A 15,567-nucleotide genomic window follows, 5' to 3' on the forward strand; every position below is an offset into this window, starting at 1 on the left:
ACGATGTGAGCGACACGCCGGGGCCACAACCCGCGGATGTAACACGGATTTAACGCACTGTGCCTAGTCTCGGCCGTATGGATCGCCAGAAGGAGTTCGTGCTCCGCACCCTCGAAGAGCGCGACATTCGGTTCGTGCGCTTGTGGTTCACCGACGTGGTCGGAACGCTCAAGTCCGTGGCGATCGCCCCGGCCGAACTCGAAGGAGCCTTCGAGGAGGGCATCGGGTTCGACGGCTCGGCCATCGAGGGATTCTCCCGCATCTCCGAGGCCGACATGGTCGCCCGGCCGGACGCCTCGACCTTCCAGGTGCTGCCGTGGGCCGACAGCAAGGGTCAGCAGTACTCGGCCCGCATGTTCTGCGACATCACGATGCCCGACGGCACCCCCAGCTGGGCCGATCCGCGGCACGTGCTGCGCCGCCAGCTCAACAAGGCATCCGACCTCGGCTTCAGCTGCTATGTGCACCCCGAGATCGAGTTCTTCCTCGTCGAGAACGGTGAACCGGGCGCGCCGCCCGTGCCGGCCGACGACGGCGGCTACTTCGACCAGTCGGTGCACCGCTCGGCCCCGAACTTCCGCCGCCACGCCATCGACGCGCTCGAGTCGATGGGCATCTCCGTCGAGTTCAGCCACCACGAGACCGCGCCTGGTCAGCAGGAGATCGACCTGCGCTACGCCGACGCGCTGTCCATGGCCGACAACGTGATGACCTTCCGCTACGTGGTCAAGGAGATCGCGATGTCGGAGGGCGTGCGCGCGACGTTCATGCCCAAGCCGTTCCGCGAGCACGCGGGGTCGGCCATGCACACCCACATGAGCCTGTTCGAGGGGGAGAACAACGCCTTCCACGATCCCGACGATCCGCTGCAGCTCTCGGCCACCGGCAAGGCCTTCATCGCCGGGGTGCTCGAGCACGCCAACGAGATCAGTGCCGTGACCAACCAGTGGGTCAACTCCTACAAGCGCATCGTGCACGGCGGCGAGGCGCCCACCGCGGCCTGCTGGGGCCCGTCCAACCGCTCCGCTCTGGTGCGGGTGCCGATGTACACGCCGAGCAAGGCGTCCTCGCGCCGGGTGGAGATCCGCACGCCCGACTCGGCCTGCAACCCGTACCTGACGTTCGCGGTGCTCCTCGCCGCCGGCCTGCGCGGCATCGAGAAGGGCTACGAGCTCGCCCCCGAGGCCGAGGACGACGTGTGGGCGCTGACCTCCGCGGAGCGGCGCGCCATGGGGTACCGGGAGCTGCCGACCGACCTCGACATCGCCCTGCGCGAGATGGAGAAGTCGGAACTGGTGGCCGAGGCGCTCGGCGAGCACGTGTTCAACTTCTTCCTCCGCAACAAGTGGACGGAGTGGGAGAACTACCGCAGCCAGGTCACCCCGTACGAACTGGATCAGTACCTGGGCTTGTAACCCCTGCCGGCCGCGGCCGCACGAGGGCGTCGCCGCGGACCGGACGGTCGACGACGACGAAGAGGTGAGGTCCGTGCCCACTCGGGCGGTAGTGTCCCGCGCCGGAGCGACGGTGGCGGCATGGTGAGACCGCCGACGGCGCGTTCGGCGATACCGAGCGCCGGTCGGCTCGGCCTCCTCGCCCCGACCGCACCCGACGAGCTCCGGCAGCTCGGCTGGACCGACACTGACAGCACCGAACTGCTGTGGGCCCTCTCCCGCGCACCCGACGCGGACCTCGCCCTGCGCACCCTTGCCCGGCTGCACGACGCGCTCGGCGACGGCTGGGCCGAACTCGACGCGGCGCTGCGCACCGACAAGGGGCTGCGCGGCCGGTTGTTCGGCCTGTTCGGCGGGTCGTCCGCCCTGGGCGACCACATCGTGGCCCACCCGGATCGGTGGCGGGGCCTCGCCGGGGCGCTGCAGCTGCCCGACCGGCGGACCCTCACCGATCGGATGCTCGGCTACGTCGAGGCCGAACCCGAGGCCGGGACGGGAGACAACCGTCTGATCTACCGGGCGACGATCACCGGTCCGGCGGCCGTGGCTGCGCTGCGCACCGGCTATCGCGACCAGCTGGCGCTGCTCGCGGCCGCCGATCTCGCGGCCGTCGTCGAGAACGAACCGGTCCTGCCGTACCTCGAGGTGGGGCAGCGGCTCGCGGACCTCGCCGACGCGGCCCTGACGGCGGCCCTGGCGGTGGCCGTCGCCAGCGTCGTCCCGGACGGTCCCTGCCCCGTCGACCTGGCCGTCATCGCGATGGGCAAGTGCGGGGCCCGCGAGCTCAACTACGTCAGCGACGTCGACGTCGTGTTCGTCGCCGAGCCGGCCGACGCCCGCGCCGGCCGCATCGCCGGGGAGATGATGCGGATCGGCACCTCGGCGTTCTTCGAGGTCGATGCCGCGCTGCGTCCCGAGGGCAAGCGCGGCGCACTGGTCCGCACCCTGGACTCGCACGTCGCGTACTACCAGCGCTGGGCCAAGACGTGGGAGTTCCAGGCACTGCTCAAGGCCCGGCCCATGACCGGCGACCTCGACCTCGGTCGCCGCTACGTCGAGGCGCTCAGCCCCATGGTGTGGACGGCCTCCGAGCGGGAGGCGTTCGTGCCCGAGGTGCAGGCGATGCGCCGGCGCGTCGAGGAACTCGTGCCCGCCGAGCTGCGCGAGCGGGAACTCAAGCTGGGCCGGGGCAGCCTGCGCGACGTGGAGTTCGCGGTGCAGTTGCTGCAGCTGGTGCACGGCCGCGCCGACGAGGCGCTGCGCGTACCGAACACCGTGCAGGCGCTGTCCGCCCTCGCCGACGGGGGCTATGTCGGGCGCGACGACGCCGCGAACCTGCGGGCCTCCTACGAGTTCCTGCGGCTGCTCGAGCACCGCCTGCAGCTGCAGCGGCTCAAACGCACCCACACGCTGCCGCCCCCGGAGGACCGGGAGGCGATGCGCTGGCTCGCCCGCGCCGCGCACATGCGCCCCGACGGACGGCACGACGCGCTCGGGGTGCTCGAGTCGGAGATCAAGCGCAACTCGGCGCGGGTGCGCAAGCTGCACGCGAAGCTGTTCTACCGGCCTCTGCTCGAGTCGGTGGCCCGGGTGGACAAGGAGGCGCTGCGGCTGTCGCCCGACGCCGCGGTCCGGCAGCTCGCCGCGCTCGGCTACAGCGCACCGGAGAACGCGCTCGGCCACCTGACGGCACTGTCCGGCGGTGCCTCCCGCAAGGCCCGCATCCAGGCGCTGCTGCTGCCGCAACTGCTCGAGGCGCTGGGGGAGACGAGCGACCCCGACGCCGGGCTGCTCGCCTACCGCCGCCTGTCCGAGGCGCTCGTCGACCGGGTGTGGTTCCTGCGGACGCTGCGCGACGAGCCGTCCGTCGCGGACCGGCTCATGACCGTGCTCGGGTCCTCCGCCTACGTGTCCAACCTGTTGTTGCGGGCCCCGGACGTCATCCGGCTCTACGCCGACGGCGCCGGCGGGCCCCGGCTCCTCGAACCGCGGCCCGACGAGGTCGCCAAGGCCATCGTCACCTCCTCGGCCCGCTACGACGCCCCCGACAAGGCGATCAACGCGGCCCGGTCGCTGCGCCGGGCCGAACTCGCCCGCGTCGCGAGCGCCGACATCCTCGGGATGCTGGACGTACCGCAGGTGTGCCGCGCACTGTCCGCGGTGTGGGCGGCGGTGCTCGAGGCTGCCCTGGCCGCGGTGATCAAGGCGTCCGAGCAGGAGGACGGGCCGGCGCCGGCGCGGCTCGCGGTGATCGGCATGGGGCGTCTGGGCGGTGGCGAACTGGGCTACGGGTCCGACGCCGACGTGCTGTTCGTCTGCGAGCCGAACCCCGGGGCGGACGAAACCGCCGCGGTGAAGTGGGCGAACCAGGTCGCCGAGCGGGTGCGCACCCTGCTCGGCGCGCCGAGCACGGATCCGCCGCTCGAGGTCGACACCGGCCTGCGCCCCGAGGGGCGCAGCGGACCCATGGTGCGCACCCTCGCGTCCTATCAGGCGTACTACGCCCAGTGGGCGCAGACCTGGGAGGTGCAGGCGCTGCTGCGGGCCGACGCCGTCGCCGGCGACGCGGAGCTCGGACTGCAGTTTCTGCACATGATCGACGCCACCCGGTACCCGGCCGGCGGCGTGTCGGACGACGCGGTGCGCGAGATCCGGCGGATCAAGGCCCGGGTCGACTCGGAGCGGTTGCCGCGCGGTGCCGACCCCGCCACCCACACCAAGCTGGGCCGCGGTGGCCTGGCCGACATCGAGTGGACCGTGCAGCTGCTGCAGCTGCAGCACGCGCACCACATCGAGTCGCTGCACAACACCTCGACGCTCGAGACGCTCGATGCGATCGGCGCCGCAGAACTGCTCAGCAGCGCGGACGTCGCACTGCTGCGCGACGCGTGGCTCACCGCCACCCGCGCCCGCAACGCGCTCGTGCTGGTGCGCGGCAAGCGAACCGACCAGCTGCCGGGCCCGGGCAAGCTGCTGTCGGCGGTCGCCCAGGTCGCCGGCTGGTCGGGTGGTGACGCCTCCGAGTTCCTCGACCACTATCTGCGGGTCACTCGACGTGCCCGGGGGGTCGTGGAGCGGGTGTTCGGGACGTGAGGCCCCGACCTCCCGTGGAACCAGCTCAGGACTTCATCGTGACCACTGCCCCGATTCCCCCGACCGTCGACGATCTCGCCGCCGCCCTCGACGCTCTCCGCGCCCGGGTGCCGCTGGTGCAGTCGCTCACCAACGTCGTCTCCGCCAACTTCCTGACCAACGTCCTGCTCGCCGCCGGCGCGAGCAACGCCCACATCGACAACGTCCACGAGGCCGCCGGATTCGCCCGCATCGCCGGGGGCGTGCTGATCAACCTCGGCACCCCCGACGACGGGACGGCGGCGGCGTTCACCCTGGCCGCCGAGGCCGCCCGTGACGCGGGCACCCCGTGGGTGCTCGATCCCGTCGGCGTGGGGGGCCTCCCGTGGCGCACCGGCCTGGCCGCGGATCTGCTCCCGTTCCGTCCGACGGCGATCCGCGGCAACGCCTCCGAGGTCATCGCGCTGGCCGGTCTGGGTGGCGACACCCGCGGCGTCGACAGCTCCGACGACCCCGCCGCCGCGGTGCGGGCCGCGCTGGCGCTGCTGGCCCACGCCGACGCGGTGTCCGCCTCCGGTCCCGTGGACCACCTCGTCGGCCGCGACGCCGCCGGTGCGACGACCGGCCTGCGCATCGGTGGCGGCAGTGCCCTGCTCCCGCGCGTGACCTCCACCGGCTGCGCGCTCGGTGCCCTCGCTGCGGCATACCTCGCCGTCGCCCCCACGGCGCTGATCGGACTCGCCGCCGCGCACGCCCACGTCGCGGTGGCCGCGGAGATCGCCGACGGGAACGCCACGGGCCCGGGCTCCTTCGCCGTCGCGTTCCTCGACGCCCTGTACTCGGTGAACGCGGACGTCCTCCGGCTCCGTGCCCGCGTCGAGCCGTTGGACATCCCGGCGCAGGCGTGAGGGCCGATCGCCCCCGGACGTCGGGTGCCACCAGGGGGTGATTCCCCTGCGGGACTGGATAATTCGGGCAAGGCGCTCGATGCGTGCCCGGTGAGGGTGCGGGAGAACGCGTTCGGCGAGGCGATTCCGCCGGATCGGTTGGGCGCATGCGGCACCGCCGTGCATCCCCCCGGGTCGCGAGGGGCGCACGGTGGTTCGCGAAGCGAGAGGTCAGCGGCAGACTACGACGAGGCCGACGCCCAACCACACCTGCCGTTCGACACGATCGAACTCGTCGTCGTCGTGGTCGTACACGTAGTCGACTTCGGTGCGATAGCCGCGATCCCGTTGTTCGGTGACGCGGCACTCGCCGGACAGATTGCCGGCGCGGTTGGTGATCCGGTACGGGATGCCTTCCGCGTCCAGGAGGGCGATCGCCTGTTGTTCGCTGAGGCCGACGACATCGGGCGCGGGTTGCGCTGCGGCGATGCCGGATCCGAGAAGGAGGGTGGCGGCGGCCGCGCACAGGGCGGCCGGGAGGGTGGTGCGCATGACAACGTCCTTTCGGGAACGATGTCGCGATGGAGTGAATCCGGTGGGGGACACCCGTTCCGCCCGGGCATGCCGGTGAGCGGGGTCCGTCAGATGTGGTCTATCGGCGCGGTCGGGAGGACGGGACCGGGCGGCGGCGCGCGGCCCCGCGGCACGGACGACGGTCCGGCCGTGGACGACAGTGCCCCGGCATGGCGGGGTACGCAAGCTTTCATCGGCAGTTCCCCAGGCGCTCCGGCCCGGAACCGGCCGGCGCCACTTCAGGGTACTCCCGGCTCCTGACAAATCCGGCAGAACTGGCAGCCTCGGCGGAACGGCTTCGGTGGCCGTGCCCTCGGCATCGGTGCCCCCGGCATCGGTGCCCCCGGCATCGGTGTCCACGGCCCCGATCTGCCCATCGAACGGAACCGCGCACGAAGCCGGTGTCGGACCCCGGAGCGAGGGCGGACGGGCCGGTCCGCTACGGCGCATCGAGCCGGCCGGGTCCGCGTCGCCGGTGGTGCGACACCCGCCCGCTGATCACGGTGACCATTTGTCGAGTGTGTCGCGGGTCACATTTGAGCATTATGATTCGCTGAAAACTTGTGTGTTGACGAAATCAATCAGCTATGTCGATCATTGCTGCACCAGTTGATGTGACTTGAGCGACGCTGCACAACACATGTCGCAGCAAAGGAACGGTGGTGTGCGATGACCGAGACCGCGGTCCGCGAAATCGAGCGTCTTCCCTACGACCTGGACGACCGGTACCGCTCCGGCTCGGGCACGGTGCTGCTCACCGGCGTCCAGGCGATCGCCCGGCAGCTCGTCGAGCAGCACGTGCGCGACATCCGCGACGGACGTCGCGTGGCCACGTTCGTCTCCGGGTACCCCGGCAGCCCCCTCGGCGGCCTCGACAAGCTGCTGCACGGCATGCCGAAGGTTCTCGCCGAGCACGACATCACCTTCGTGCCCGGCTTCAACGAGGAACTCGCCGCGACGTCCGTGTGGGGGAGTCAGGGCCGGCTCGGGGCGGGCACGCCCACCCACGATGCTGTCGTCGGTGTCTGGTACGGCAAGGGCCCCGGTCTGGACCGGGCCACCGACGCGCTGCGGCACGCCAACATGTACGGCGTCGACCCGAACGGCGGCGTGCTGCTGATGGTCGGCGACGACCCGGCATCGAAGTCGTCGACCGTGCCCGCGGTGAGCGAACGGTCCCTCGCGGCCCTCGGCATCCCGGTGCTCTTCCCCCGCAACGCCGCCGAGATCGTCTCGATGGGCCTGCACGGGGTCGCGCTGTCGCGCGCCTCGGGCTGCCTCGTCGCGCTCAAGATCGTCGCGGACGTCGCCGACGGCGCGTGGTCCGTCGACGGCTCGGTCGCGGACCTGCGCATCACGGTTCCCGAGATCGATTGGGAGGGAAAGCCGTTCGTCTACCGTCAGCGTCCGATGGCTGCGCCGAGCGACAGCGTGATCGCCGAGGCCGACCTGTACGGGCCGCGCTGGGCGATGGTCCACGCCTACGGGAAGGCCAACGGGCTGGACGTCGTGGAGGTCGACCCCCCGCACGCCCGGATCGGGCTGGCCGCCACCGGCACCACGTTCGACGCGCTGCGGCAGGCGCTGCTCGACCTCGGGGTGACCGACGCCGACCTGCATCGCGCCGGGATCCGGCTGCTGCGCATCGGCATGCCGTACCCGATCGGCCCCGACCTGGTCCGCGAATTCGCTTCCGGCCTCGACCAACTCGTCGTCGTCGAGGACAAGACCGCGTTCGTCGAAACCCAGATCCGCGAGATCCTCTACGGCACCGACGCCCCGCCGCGCATCGTCGGCAAGAAGGACGCCGACGGCCGCCCGCTGATGCCCGTCGACGGCGAACTGACCGCCGGCCGGATCCGCGGGCCGCTGCGCCGGGTACTGCGCGGCCACGTGGACCTCGGACCCGCGCCGCTCCCGTCGCTGCCCCTGGAGGTGCTGTCGGCCAAGCGCACCCCGTACTTCTGCAGCGGCTGCCCGCACAACCGCTCCACCGCCCTGCCGGAGGGCTCGATCGGCGGCGGCGGCATCGGCTGCCACGCGCTCGTCACGATGTCCGGCCGCGCCGACAGCGCCGTCACCGGGCTGACCCAGATGGGCGGCGAGGGCGCGCAGTGGATCGGCCAGGCACCGTTCACCGACATCCCGCACATGTTCCAGAACCTCGGCGACGGAACGTATTTCCATTCCGGCCAGCTCGCCGTGCAGGCGTGCGTCGCGGCCGGGGTGAACATCACCTTCAAGCTGCTCTACAACGACGTCGTCGCGATGACCGGGGCGCAGGACGCCGAGGGCGCGTTGACGATTCCCGCGCTCACCCACAAGCTCACCACCGAGGGGGTGCGGCGGATCATCGTCTGCTCCGACGAACCGAAGCGGCACCGCAAGCGCTCCCTCGCCCGCGGCGTGACGGTCTGGCACCGCGACCGGCTCGACGAGGCGCAGCGGCTGCTGCGCGAGGTCCCGGGCGTCACCGTGCTCATCTACGACCAGCACTGCGCGGCCGATGCGCGGCGGCAGCGCAAGCGCGGCACCCTGCCCGCCCGCACCACGCGCGTGGTGATCAACGAGGCGGTGTGCGAGGGCTGCGGCGACTGCGGCGTCAAGAGCAACTGCCTGTCGGTGCAGCCGGTCGACACCGAGTTCGGGTCCAAGACTCGCATCGACCAGACGTCGTGCAACACCGACTACTCCTGCCTCGACGGGGAGTGCCCGTCGTTCGTGACGGTCGAGGTCGCGCCCGGACGCACGCCGCAGCGCCGCACCGTCCCGGTGCCCCCGGCCGTGCCCGACCCCGATCCCGGCTCCGCGGTGGGCACCCGCAACATCTTCCTCGCCGGCATCGGTGGCACCGGCATCGTCACCGTCAACCAGGTGCTCGCGACCGCCGCGCTGCGCGCCGGCTTCGACGTCGAATCCCTGGACCAGATCGGTATGAGCCAGAAGGCCGGCCCGGTGGTCTCGCACCTACGGTTCGCCGCCGACGGTCTCGAACCCGGCAACCGGGTGACCACCGGCGGGGCGTCGTGCCTGCTGGCGCTGGACCTGCTCACCGCGGCGGATGCGAAGAACCTCGCCTACGCCGATCCTGCCACGACCGTCGCGGTGGCCTCGACGAGCCGCACCCCCACCGGGGACATGGTGTACGACAGGTCGATCCGCCACCCCGACGAACAGGAGCTGCTGTCCCGGCTGGACGCGGCGACCCGCCGGTCGGCCTCGTTCGACGCTCTCGCCGCCGCACAGGCACTGTTCGGCGACACCGCCGCCGCGAACTTCCTGATCGTCGGCGCCGCCCATCAACTCGGCGGCCTGCAGATCCCCGCCGAGTCCGTCGAGGAGGCGATCGAGATCAACGGTGTCGCGGTGGCGGCGAACATCGCGGCGTTCCGGTGGGGCCGCGTGGCGATCGCCGACCCCGGCGCGTTCGCGGCCGCAACCGAACCGGCCCGCCCGCAGCCGAAGGTCACCGTCGCCCCGGACGCCCTGTTCGCGGACACCACCCTCGACGGCGAGGTGCTGCGGCTCGTGCGGGTGCGTGCCGCCGCGCTCATCGACTTCCAGGGCGAACGCCTCGCCGCCCGCTACATCGACCGGGTGCAGTCCGTGTGGGCGGCCGAACGCCGTGTCACCGACCGCACCGACCTCAGCGAGGCCGTCGCGCGCGGGCTGTTCAAGTTCACCGCCTACAAGGACGAGTACGAGGTCGCGCGACTGCTCGTCGACCCCACGTTCCTCGACGAGGTACGCGCTCAGGTGCCCGGCGGTGAGCAGCTGACCTACCGGCTGCACCCGCCGGTCCTGCGGGCGCTCGGCCGCACCAAGAAGATCGGGTTCGGACCGAAGTCGCACGCGGCGCTGCGGATCCTGGCCAAGGGCAGGCGCCTGCGCGGCACCCGCCTCGATCCGTTCGGTTACGCGCACGTCCGGAAGGTCGAGCGCGCCCTGCTCGCGCACTACACGGCCACGGTCGATCGCCTCGCCGCCGACCTCGATGCCGCCACCTACGACCGCGCGGTGCAGGTCGCGGCTCTGCCGGACACGGTCCGCGGCTATGAGGACGTCAAGCTGCGCTCCGTCGAGCAGTACCGCGCGCGGCTCGCCGAGCTCGGCGTCGAGATCGACTTCTGAGCCGCCACCGATTCTCGACATCCCGAATACATTCTTCCGGAAAGGAACCCATCACGTGACCACCTCGACCCTCGCCCGTTCGGCCACCTCCGACGCCCCCGCCGGTGTCTTCGGCCGATCCCGGTGCCTGTCCGACCGCCCACACGAGCAGGTCGTCTTCTGTCAGGACGCTGCGACCGGCTTGCGCGCGATCGTCGCGATCCACTCCACCGCGCTCGGGCCCGCGCTCGGCGGCACCCGCTTCTACCCGTACGCCGACGAGGCCCGGGCGCTCGAGGACGTGCTGCGGCTGTCGTGGGGCATGACCTACAAGGCCGCGGTCGCGGGCGTGAACCTCGGCGGCGGCAAGGCCGTCATCCTCGGTGACCCCGCCACGGACAAGAGCGAGGCGCTGCTCGCCGCGTACGGACGGTTCGTCGAGTCCCTCGGTGGCCGCTACATCACCGCCGCCGACGTCGGTACCCACGCCGGCGACCTGGACGTGATCGGCCGCCAGACCTCGCACGCGGTGGGACGCACTCCCGCGGCCGGCGGATCCGGGGACAGCTCGCCGCTCACCGCGCTCGGCGTGTTCCAGGCGATGCGCGCCGGAGCCGAGCATGTCTGGGGAACAACGACTCTCGCCGGCCGCACCGTGGGTGTCGAGGGGCTCGGGAAGGTGGGCTACGAACTGGTGGGGCTGCTCACCGCGGACGGCGCCGACGTGGTGGTCTCGGATGTGAACCCGGTGGCTCTCGCCCGGGTGGCCGCCGAGTTCCCGGCGGCACGGGTCGCCGACGGCGTCGTCGCGGCGCCGCTGGATGTGTACGCACCGTGTGCCCTGGGGGGAACGCTGACCCCGTCGACCGCCGGGGTGCTCGGTGCGCGTCTGGTGTGCGGTGCGGCGAACAACCAGCTGGCCCGCCCGGAGGTCGAGGACATCCTGCGCGACCGCGGCATCACGTGGGTGCCGGACTACGTCGCCAACGCCGGCGGCCTGATCCAGGTCGCGGGGGAGGTCGACGGATCCGACCCGACCGTCGTCCGGTCCCGGGTGGACGCGATCTTCGACCGCACGGCCGAGATCTTCGAGATGTCGCGGACCCTGGACATCGGGCCCGGCGCGGCCGCGAACCGGGTCGCCGAGCGGCGTATCGACGCCGCCTGACGGGCGGTACGGCGAGGGGGAGGCACCGCGGTGCCTCCCCCTTCTCGCGTACCCGGAGACCGATGTCCCTCAACGCCGGTCCCTCAACGCCGGTCCCTCAGTGCCGGTCGCTCACCGGCGCGGAGCGCCCGTGCCCGGAGTCGCGGGTGAGGTGTTCGAGCAGGGGCTGCGTCCGGTACGGCACCGGCGTCGTCAGCGCCAGCGTGGTCGTGGTGTGCGCGACGCCCTCGATCGCATGGATTCGTTCGAGCTGCAGGAGCAGATCCTCCTGCGACTGCGCCGCCATCCGGATCAGCAGGTCCTCCCGGCCCGTCGTCGCGTGCACCTCGAGCACCTCGGGGAACCGCTCGAGCTCCGCGATGACGTGACCCATCCGGGCCTGCACCAGTTCTGCGCCGATGAACGCCTGCAGCGGCAGGCCGAGCTTCGGCAGATCCACCACCGGCCGGTATCCCGTCACGGCGCCGGACTCCTCGAGCTTCCGGATCCGCGACTGGACGGTGTTGCGCGCGACGCCGAGCTTCGCTGCCAGATCGACGATGCCGGCCCGCGGGTTGTGGGTGAGCTCGGCGAGAAGAGCCGCGTCGAGCCGATCGAAACTGAGCACGGTGACACCCTTTCCGTTGTGATGCGCATCACATTTGAGCATTGTGAATAGCTGGTGCGGAAGATATTGACACGAATTGTGACAGTGCCATGATTGCTGCACTGAATTGCTCACGCAATCCCGCTCTGCGGCACCACAATGCGTCGCCTGCGAGTGTCACGCCCCCGGTCGCCCACGAGGTCCGGTGGGCCCACAATCCCATCCTGAGGAGCACATCATGCCCGGAGTCGGCATCTGGCGCACCAAATCCGTCGAACAGTCGATCGCGGACACCGACGAACCCTGTTCGCGGCTGCGAAGAGAGCTGACCGCCAAAGACCTGACCGTGTTCGGCGTCGCCGTGGTGATCGGCGCCGGCATCTTCACCCTCACCGCACGCACCGCGGGCAACGTCGCCGGCCCGTCGATCTCGCTGGCATTCGTGCTCGCCGCGATCACGTGTGGTCTCGCTGCCCTGTGCTACGCCGAATTCGCGTCGACCGTCCCCGTCGCCGGCAGCGCCTACACCTTCTCGTACGCCACCTTCGGTGAGTTCGTCGCCTGGATCATCGGCTGGGACCTGATCCTCGAGTTCGCGCTCGCCTCCGCCGTCGTCGCCAAGGGCTGGTCGCTGTACCTCGGCGGCATGCTCGGCGGCAGCGGGCACACCACGATGCATCTCGGGCCGCTTGCGGTCGACTGGGGGGCGCTGCTCATCGTCGGCGCGATCACGGTCGTGCTCGTCGTCGGCACCAAGGTGTCCTCGCGGGTGTCGGCCGTCGTCACCGCCATCAAGGTTGCGGTCGTCCTGCTGGTCATCGTGGTCGGCGTCTTCTACATCGACAAGAGCAACTACTCGCCCTACATCCCGCCGGCCGAGGGGGCGCAGAGCACCGCGAGCGGCGTGCACCAGTCGCTGTTCTCGGCGCTCACCGGAGCCGACGGCAGCAGCTACGGGTGGTACGGCCTGCTCGCCGCCGCGAGCCTGGTGTTCTTCGCATTCATCGGATTCGACGTGGTCGCCACCACCGCGGAGGAGACGAAGAACCCGCAGAAGGCGCTGCCGCGCGGCATCTTCGCCTCGCTCGCCATCGTCACGGTCCTCTACGTGGGCGTCACGCTGGTGCTGACCGGCATGGTGAAGTACACCGACCTGCGGACGGGCAGCGCGCTCGTCGGCGACGGCAGCGCCACGCTGGCCACCGCGTTCGAGGCGCACGGCATCACGTGGGCGCAGATGGCGATCAACGTCGGCGGCCTCGCCGGCCTCACCACGGTCGTGATGGTGATGATGCTCGGCCAGACCCGCGTGCTGTTCGCGATGTCCCGGGACGGGCTGATGCCGCGGCAGCTGGCCACGACGGGCCGCAAGGGCACCCCGGTACGCATCACCCTGCTGGTCGGCGGCATCGTCGCCGTCCTCGCCGCGGTGTTCCCGATGGGTGTGCTCGAGGAGATGGTCAACATCGGCACGCTGTTCGCCTTCGTGCTGGTGTGCATCGGCGTGATGGTGCTCCGCCGGACCCGCCCCGACCTGCCGCGCGGGTTCCGGGTGCCGCTCGTGCCGCTGGTGCCGATCCTCGCGGTCCTCGCGTGCGGCTGGCTGATGCTCAACCTGTCCGTCGAGACGTGGATGCGGTTCGTGGCCTGGATGGCCCTGGGCGTGGTGATCTACTTCGTCTACGGTCGGCGCAAGTCGGTGCTCGGGCAGCGGCTGCGGGCCGAGGCGGCCGAGCGGGCGGAGACGCCGCAGGTCGTCCGCGAGCCCGAGCCGGTATAGCGCGGCGATCGTCCGCGGCCCCGGAGCGACCGCTCCGGGGCCGCGGCCGTGCGACGGCGGGCGATCGGCACCGGCGGGCGCACCCGGGATCGCCGGTCCGGGCCGGTTCCCGTCACGCGCTGTCGTCTCGGACGCCGCCGGAGGAGGCGCGTGCCGCGGTCGGGCGCTGGGCGAGGATCGCGGCGCCCATCCAGCGTCGGAGATAGCGCCGCAGCTCGTCGTCGCTCCGTGGGGGGTTGCCGGGGGAGACGAGGAACGACTGCATCGTGCGCAGCACGTATTCGACGAGTTCGTGGAGTGCCGCGTCGTCGTACCCGTAGCGCTCCCAGTCGACGTCGAAACGCTTGATCATCGTCATCCCGAACTCGCGTGCCTCTTCGGAGGTGAGGCCGTCGGGATGGACGTTCGAGTACGTGCCCGTGAGCAGGATGCCCAGATGTGGCGTCCGGCGTACCTCGGCCAGGGTGTAGACCACGCCTTCGGTCATCGCGTCGACGGGATCCTCGATGCCGCGGATGTGCCGGGTCAGTCGAGCGAGGAATCCGTCGACCGATGCGATCGCCGCGGCCCGCATCAGTGCATCCGCGCTGGGGAAGTAGCGGTACACCGTCTGGCGGATGACGCCCAGCGACTCCGCGACATCGGCGATGCTGATGACGGAACCCGTACGCCCGATCAGATCGACTGCAGCGGAGACGATCCGGCGGGACGCTTCGTCGTCGTTCTCCGGGGGGCTGCCGCCCCACCCGCGTCTCCGTGCCACTGCTCCGCTTCCTCGGATCGCACCGCATCCGGAACGACGGGCCCTCCGCATGGTGGGGCCTGTCGGCCGTCCGCTCGAACGACCGACGGTAGCACGGGGTGGCCCGCCGCCCGCGGGGCCGTCCACGGTCTCGATAACACGTTCTCATCATACGTTAGGGTCGATCTATGTATGATCACGGCACCGCGGCGCGGGGCCTCTGCGGGGCCCCGGCCCAGCCCATTTCCGGACGACGAGGGGTAGCGCGTGACCGATCTGCAGATCCGAAAGATGAACTTCGCGTTCGAGGACTACGACGTGCCCTTCCTGTGGAACGACGCGAATCCGGCCTTCTCGAGCATGGCCAACGCGGTCTCGTTCCTGGCGATCGGCTTCGAGAAGATGATCGTGAAGATGATTCTCCAGACCAAGCCGCTGATCACCGACCCCGAGGTCGCCGCGGAGGCGGACGCGTTCATGCGTCAGGAGGGGCAGCACTCGACCGCGCACCGCCAACACGTCAAGGCCCTGATCAAGCGGTACCCGGGGCTCCGGGAGACTCTCGACGACGTCATCGGAGAGTTCGACCGGCTCACCGCGGAGACCTCGCTGAACTACCGGCTCGCCTACACCGCGGATCTCGAAGCGACCTTCACTCCGGTGTTCAAGCTGATGCTCGACAACGAGGCGGCCCTGTTCCGGCCCGGAGACGACCGGGTGGCGTCGCTGTTCATCTGGCACTTCGTCGAGGAGGTCGAACACCGGAGTTCGGCGCTCGTCGTCTTCGACTCCGTCGTCGGCTCCGACATCTACCGGATGCGCGTGGCCCCCTCGGTCTTCCGTCATGTGCTGAAGGTCATCCGGCTGGCCTGCGAGGGCTTCAACGAGCATGTTCCCTTGGCGGACCGGAGGATCGACGCTCTGTCGATGTTCGCGTCCTACCGGCGCAAGCAGCGCCTGCGCACGTGGTTGCCGCTGCTGCACGCGGAGGACCACGGCCCCCTGCCGCGCGCGTTCGACGATCTGCCGCTCGGTGAGCAACTCGTCGCCCTGGCGGGAGTCGTCCGGAGCCAGTTGCCGAAGCACAACCCGGCCCACGAGAAGCTGCCGGCACTCGCGGACGTGTGGTTCCGGCGCTATGAGGACGGCTACGACGTCACGCGCTGGTACACCGCCGACGCGGTCGCATCGTAGG

At 70.9% G+C, this 15,567-nt stretch carries 10 protein-coding genes; 7 read left to right on the top strand and 3 right to left on the bottom strand.

What is annotated here, in order from left to right; translation table 11 throughout:
- Nucleotides 1-77: 77 nt before the first annotated feature.
- From JYA75_RS16050 to thiM, 3 genes are all read left to right on the top strand, one after another.
- Nucleotides 78-1,415, top strand: coding sequence for a glutamine synthetase family protein (locus tag JYA75_RS16050; RefSeq protein WP_029544266.1), 1,338 nt, complete (start codon nucleotides 78-80; stop codon nucleotides 1,413-1,415).
- Nucleotides 1,416-1,535: 120 nt separating this feature from the next.
- On the top strand, nucleotides 1,536-4,547 hold the full coding sequence (locus JYA75_RS16055; RefSeq protein ID WP_029544264.1) for a bifunctional [glutamine synthetase] adenylyltransferase/[glutamine synthetase]-adenylyl-L-tyrosine phosphorylase: 3,012 nt from the start codon (nucleotides 1,536-1,538) through the stop codon (nucleotides 4,545-4,547).
- A 38-nt stretch (nucleotides 4,548-4,585) separates the two neighbouring features.
- Nucleotides 4,586-5,434, top strand: a complete 849-nt coding sequence (gene thiM, locus JYA75_RS16060) for a hydroxyethylthiazole kinase (RefSeq protein ID WP_065923446.1) — start codon at nucleotides 4,586-4,588, stop codon at nucleotides 5,432-5,434.
- Between the two features lie 210 nt (nucleotides 5,435-5,644).
- Here the strand turns inward: thiM and JYA75_RS16065 are convergent, their stop codons facing one another.
- Nucleotides 5,645-5,965 carry a PASTA domain-containing protein gene (locus tag JYA75_RS16065; protein ID WP_006947731.1) on the bottom strand — a complete coding sequence of 107 codons (321 nt, stop codon included), beginning with the start codon at nucleotides 5,963-5,965 and terminating at the stop codon, nucleotides 5,645-5,647.
- Between the two features lie 690 nt (nucleotides 5,966-6,655).
- On the opposite strand from JYA75_RS16065, the gene JYA75_RS16070 reads away from it, so the two are divergent.
- On the top strand, nucleotides 6,656-10,117 hold the full coding sequence (locus JYA75_RS16070) for an indolepyruvate ferredoxin oxidoreductase family protein (RefSeq protein WP_065922478.1): 3,462 nt from the start codon (nucleotides 6,656-6,658) through the stop codon (nucleotides 10,115-10,117).
- Nucleotides 10,118-10,172: 55 nt separating this feature from the next.
- A complete protein-coding gene (locus JYA75_RS16075; RefSeq protein ID WP_029544260.1) occupies nucleotides 10,173-11,264 on the top strand; it encodes a Glu/Leu/Phe/Val dehydrogenase dimerization domain-containing protein in 1,092 nt (363 codons plus the stop codon).
- 97 nt (nucleotides 11,265-11,361) lie between these two features.
- Here the strand turns inward: JYA75_RS16075 and JYA75_RS16080 are convergent, their stop codons facing one another.
- Nucleotides 11,362-11,871, bottom strand: coding sequence for an Lrp/AsnC family transcriptional regulator (locus JYA75_RS16080; RefSeq protein ID WP_006947744.1), 510 nt, complete (start codon nucleotides 11,869-11,871; stop codon nucleotides 11,362-11,364).
- A gap of 217 nt (nucleotides 11,872-12,088) precedes the next feature.
- On the opposite strand from JYA75_RS16080, the gene JYA75_RS16085 reads away from it, so the two are divergent.
- On the top strand, nucleotides 12,089-13,630 hold the full coding sequence (locus JYA75_RS16085) for an amino acid permease (protein WP_006947747.1): 1,542 nt from the start codon (nucleotides 12,089-12,091) through the stop codon (nucleotides 13,628-13,630).
- A 112-nt stretch (nucleotides 13,631-13,742) separates the two neighbouring features.
- On the opposite strand, the gene JYA75_RS16090 is transcribed toward JYA75_RS16085, so the two are convergent.
- Nucleotides 13,743-14,393, bottom strand: coding sequence for a TetR/AcrR family transcriptional regulator (locus JYA75_RS16090; RefSeq protein WP_065922479.1), 651 nt, complete (start codon nucleotides 14,391-14,393; stop codon nucleotides 13,743-13,745).
- Between the two features lie 246 nt (nucleotides 14,394-14,639).
- Here JYA75_RS16090 and JYA75_RS16095 point away from each other — a divergent pair, with 246 nt between their 5' ends.
- Complete coding sequence (locus JYA75_RS16095; protein WP_065922480.1) at nucleotides 14,640-15,566, top strand: metal-dependent hydrolase; 927 nt, start codon at nucleotides 14,640-14,642, stop codon at nucleotides 15,564-15,566.
- Nucleotide 15,567: the final 1 nt, after the last annotated feature.

This window comes from Rhodococcus sp. PSBB066 (assembly GCF_017068255.1).
GTDB lineage: Bacteria > Actinomycetota > Actinomycetes > Mycobacteriales > Mycobacteriaceae > Rhodococcus > Rhodococcus aetherivorans.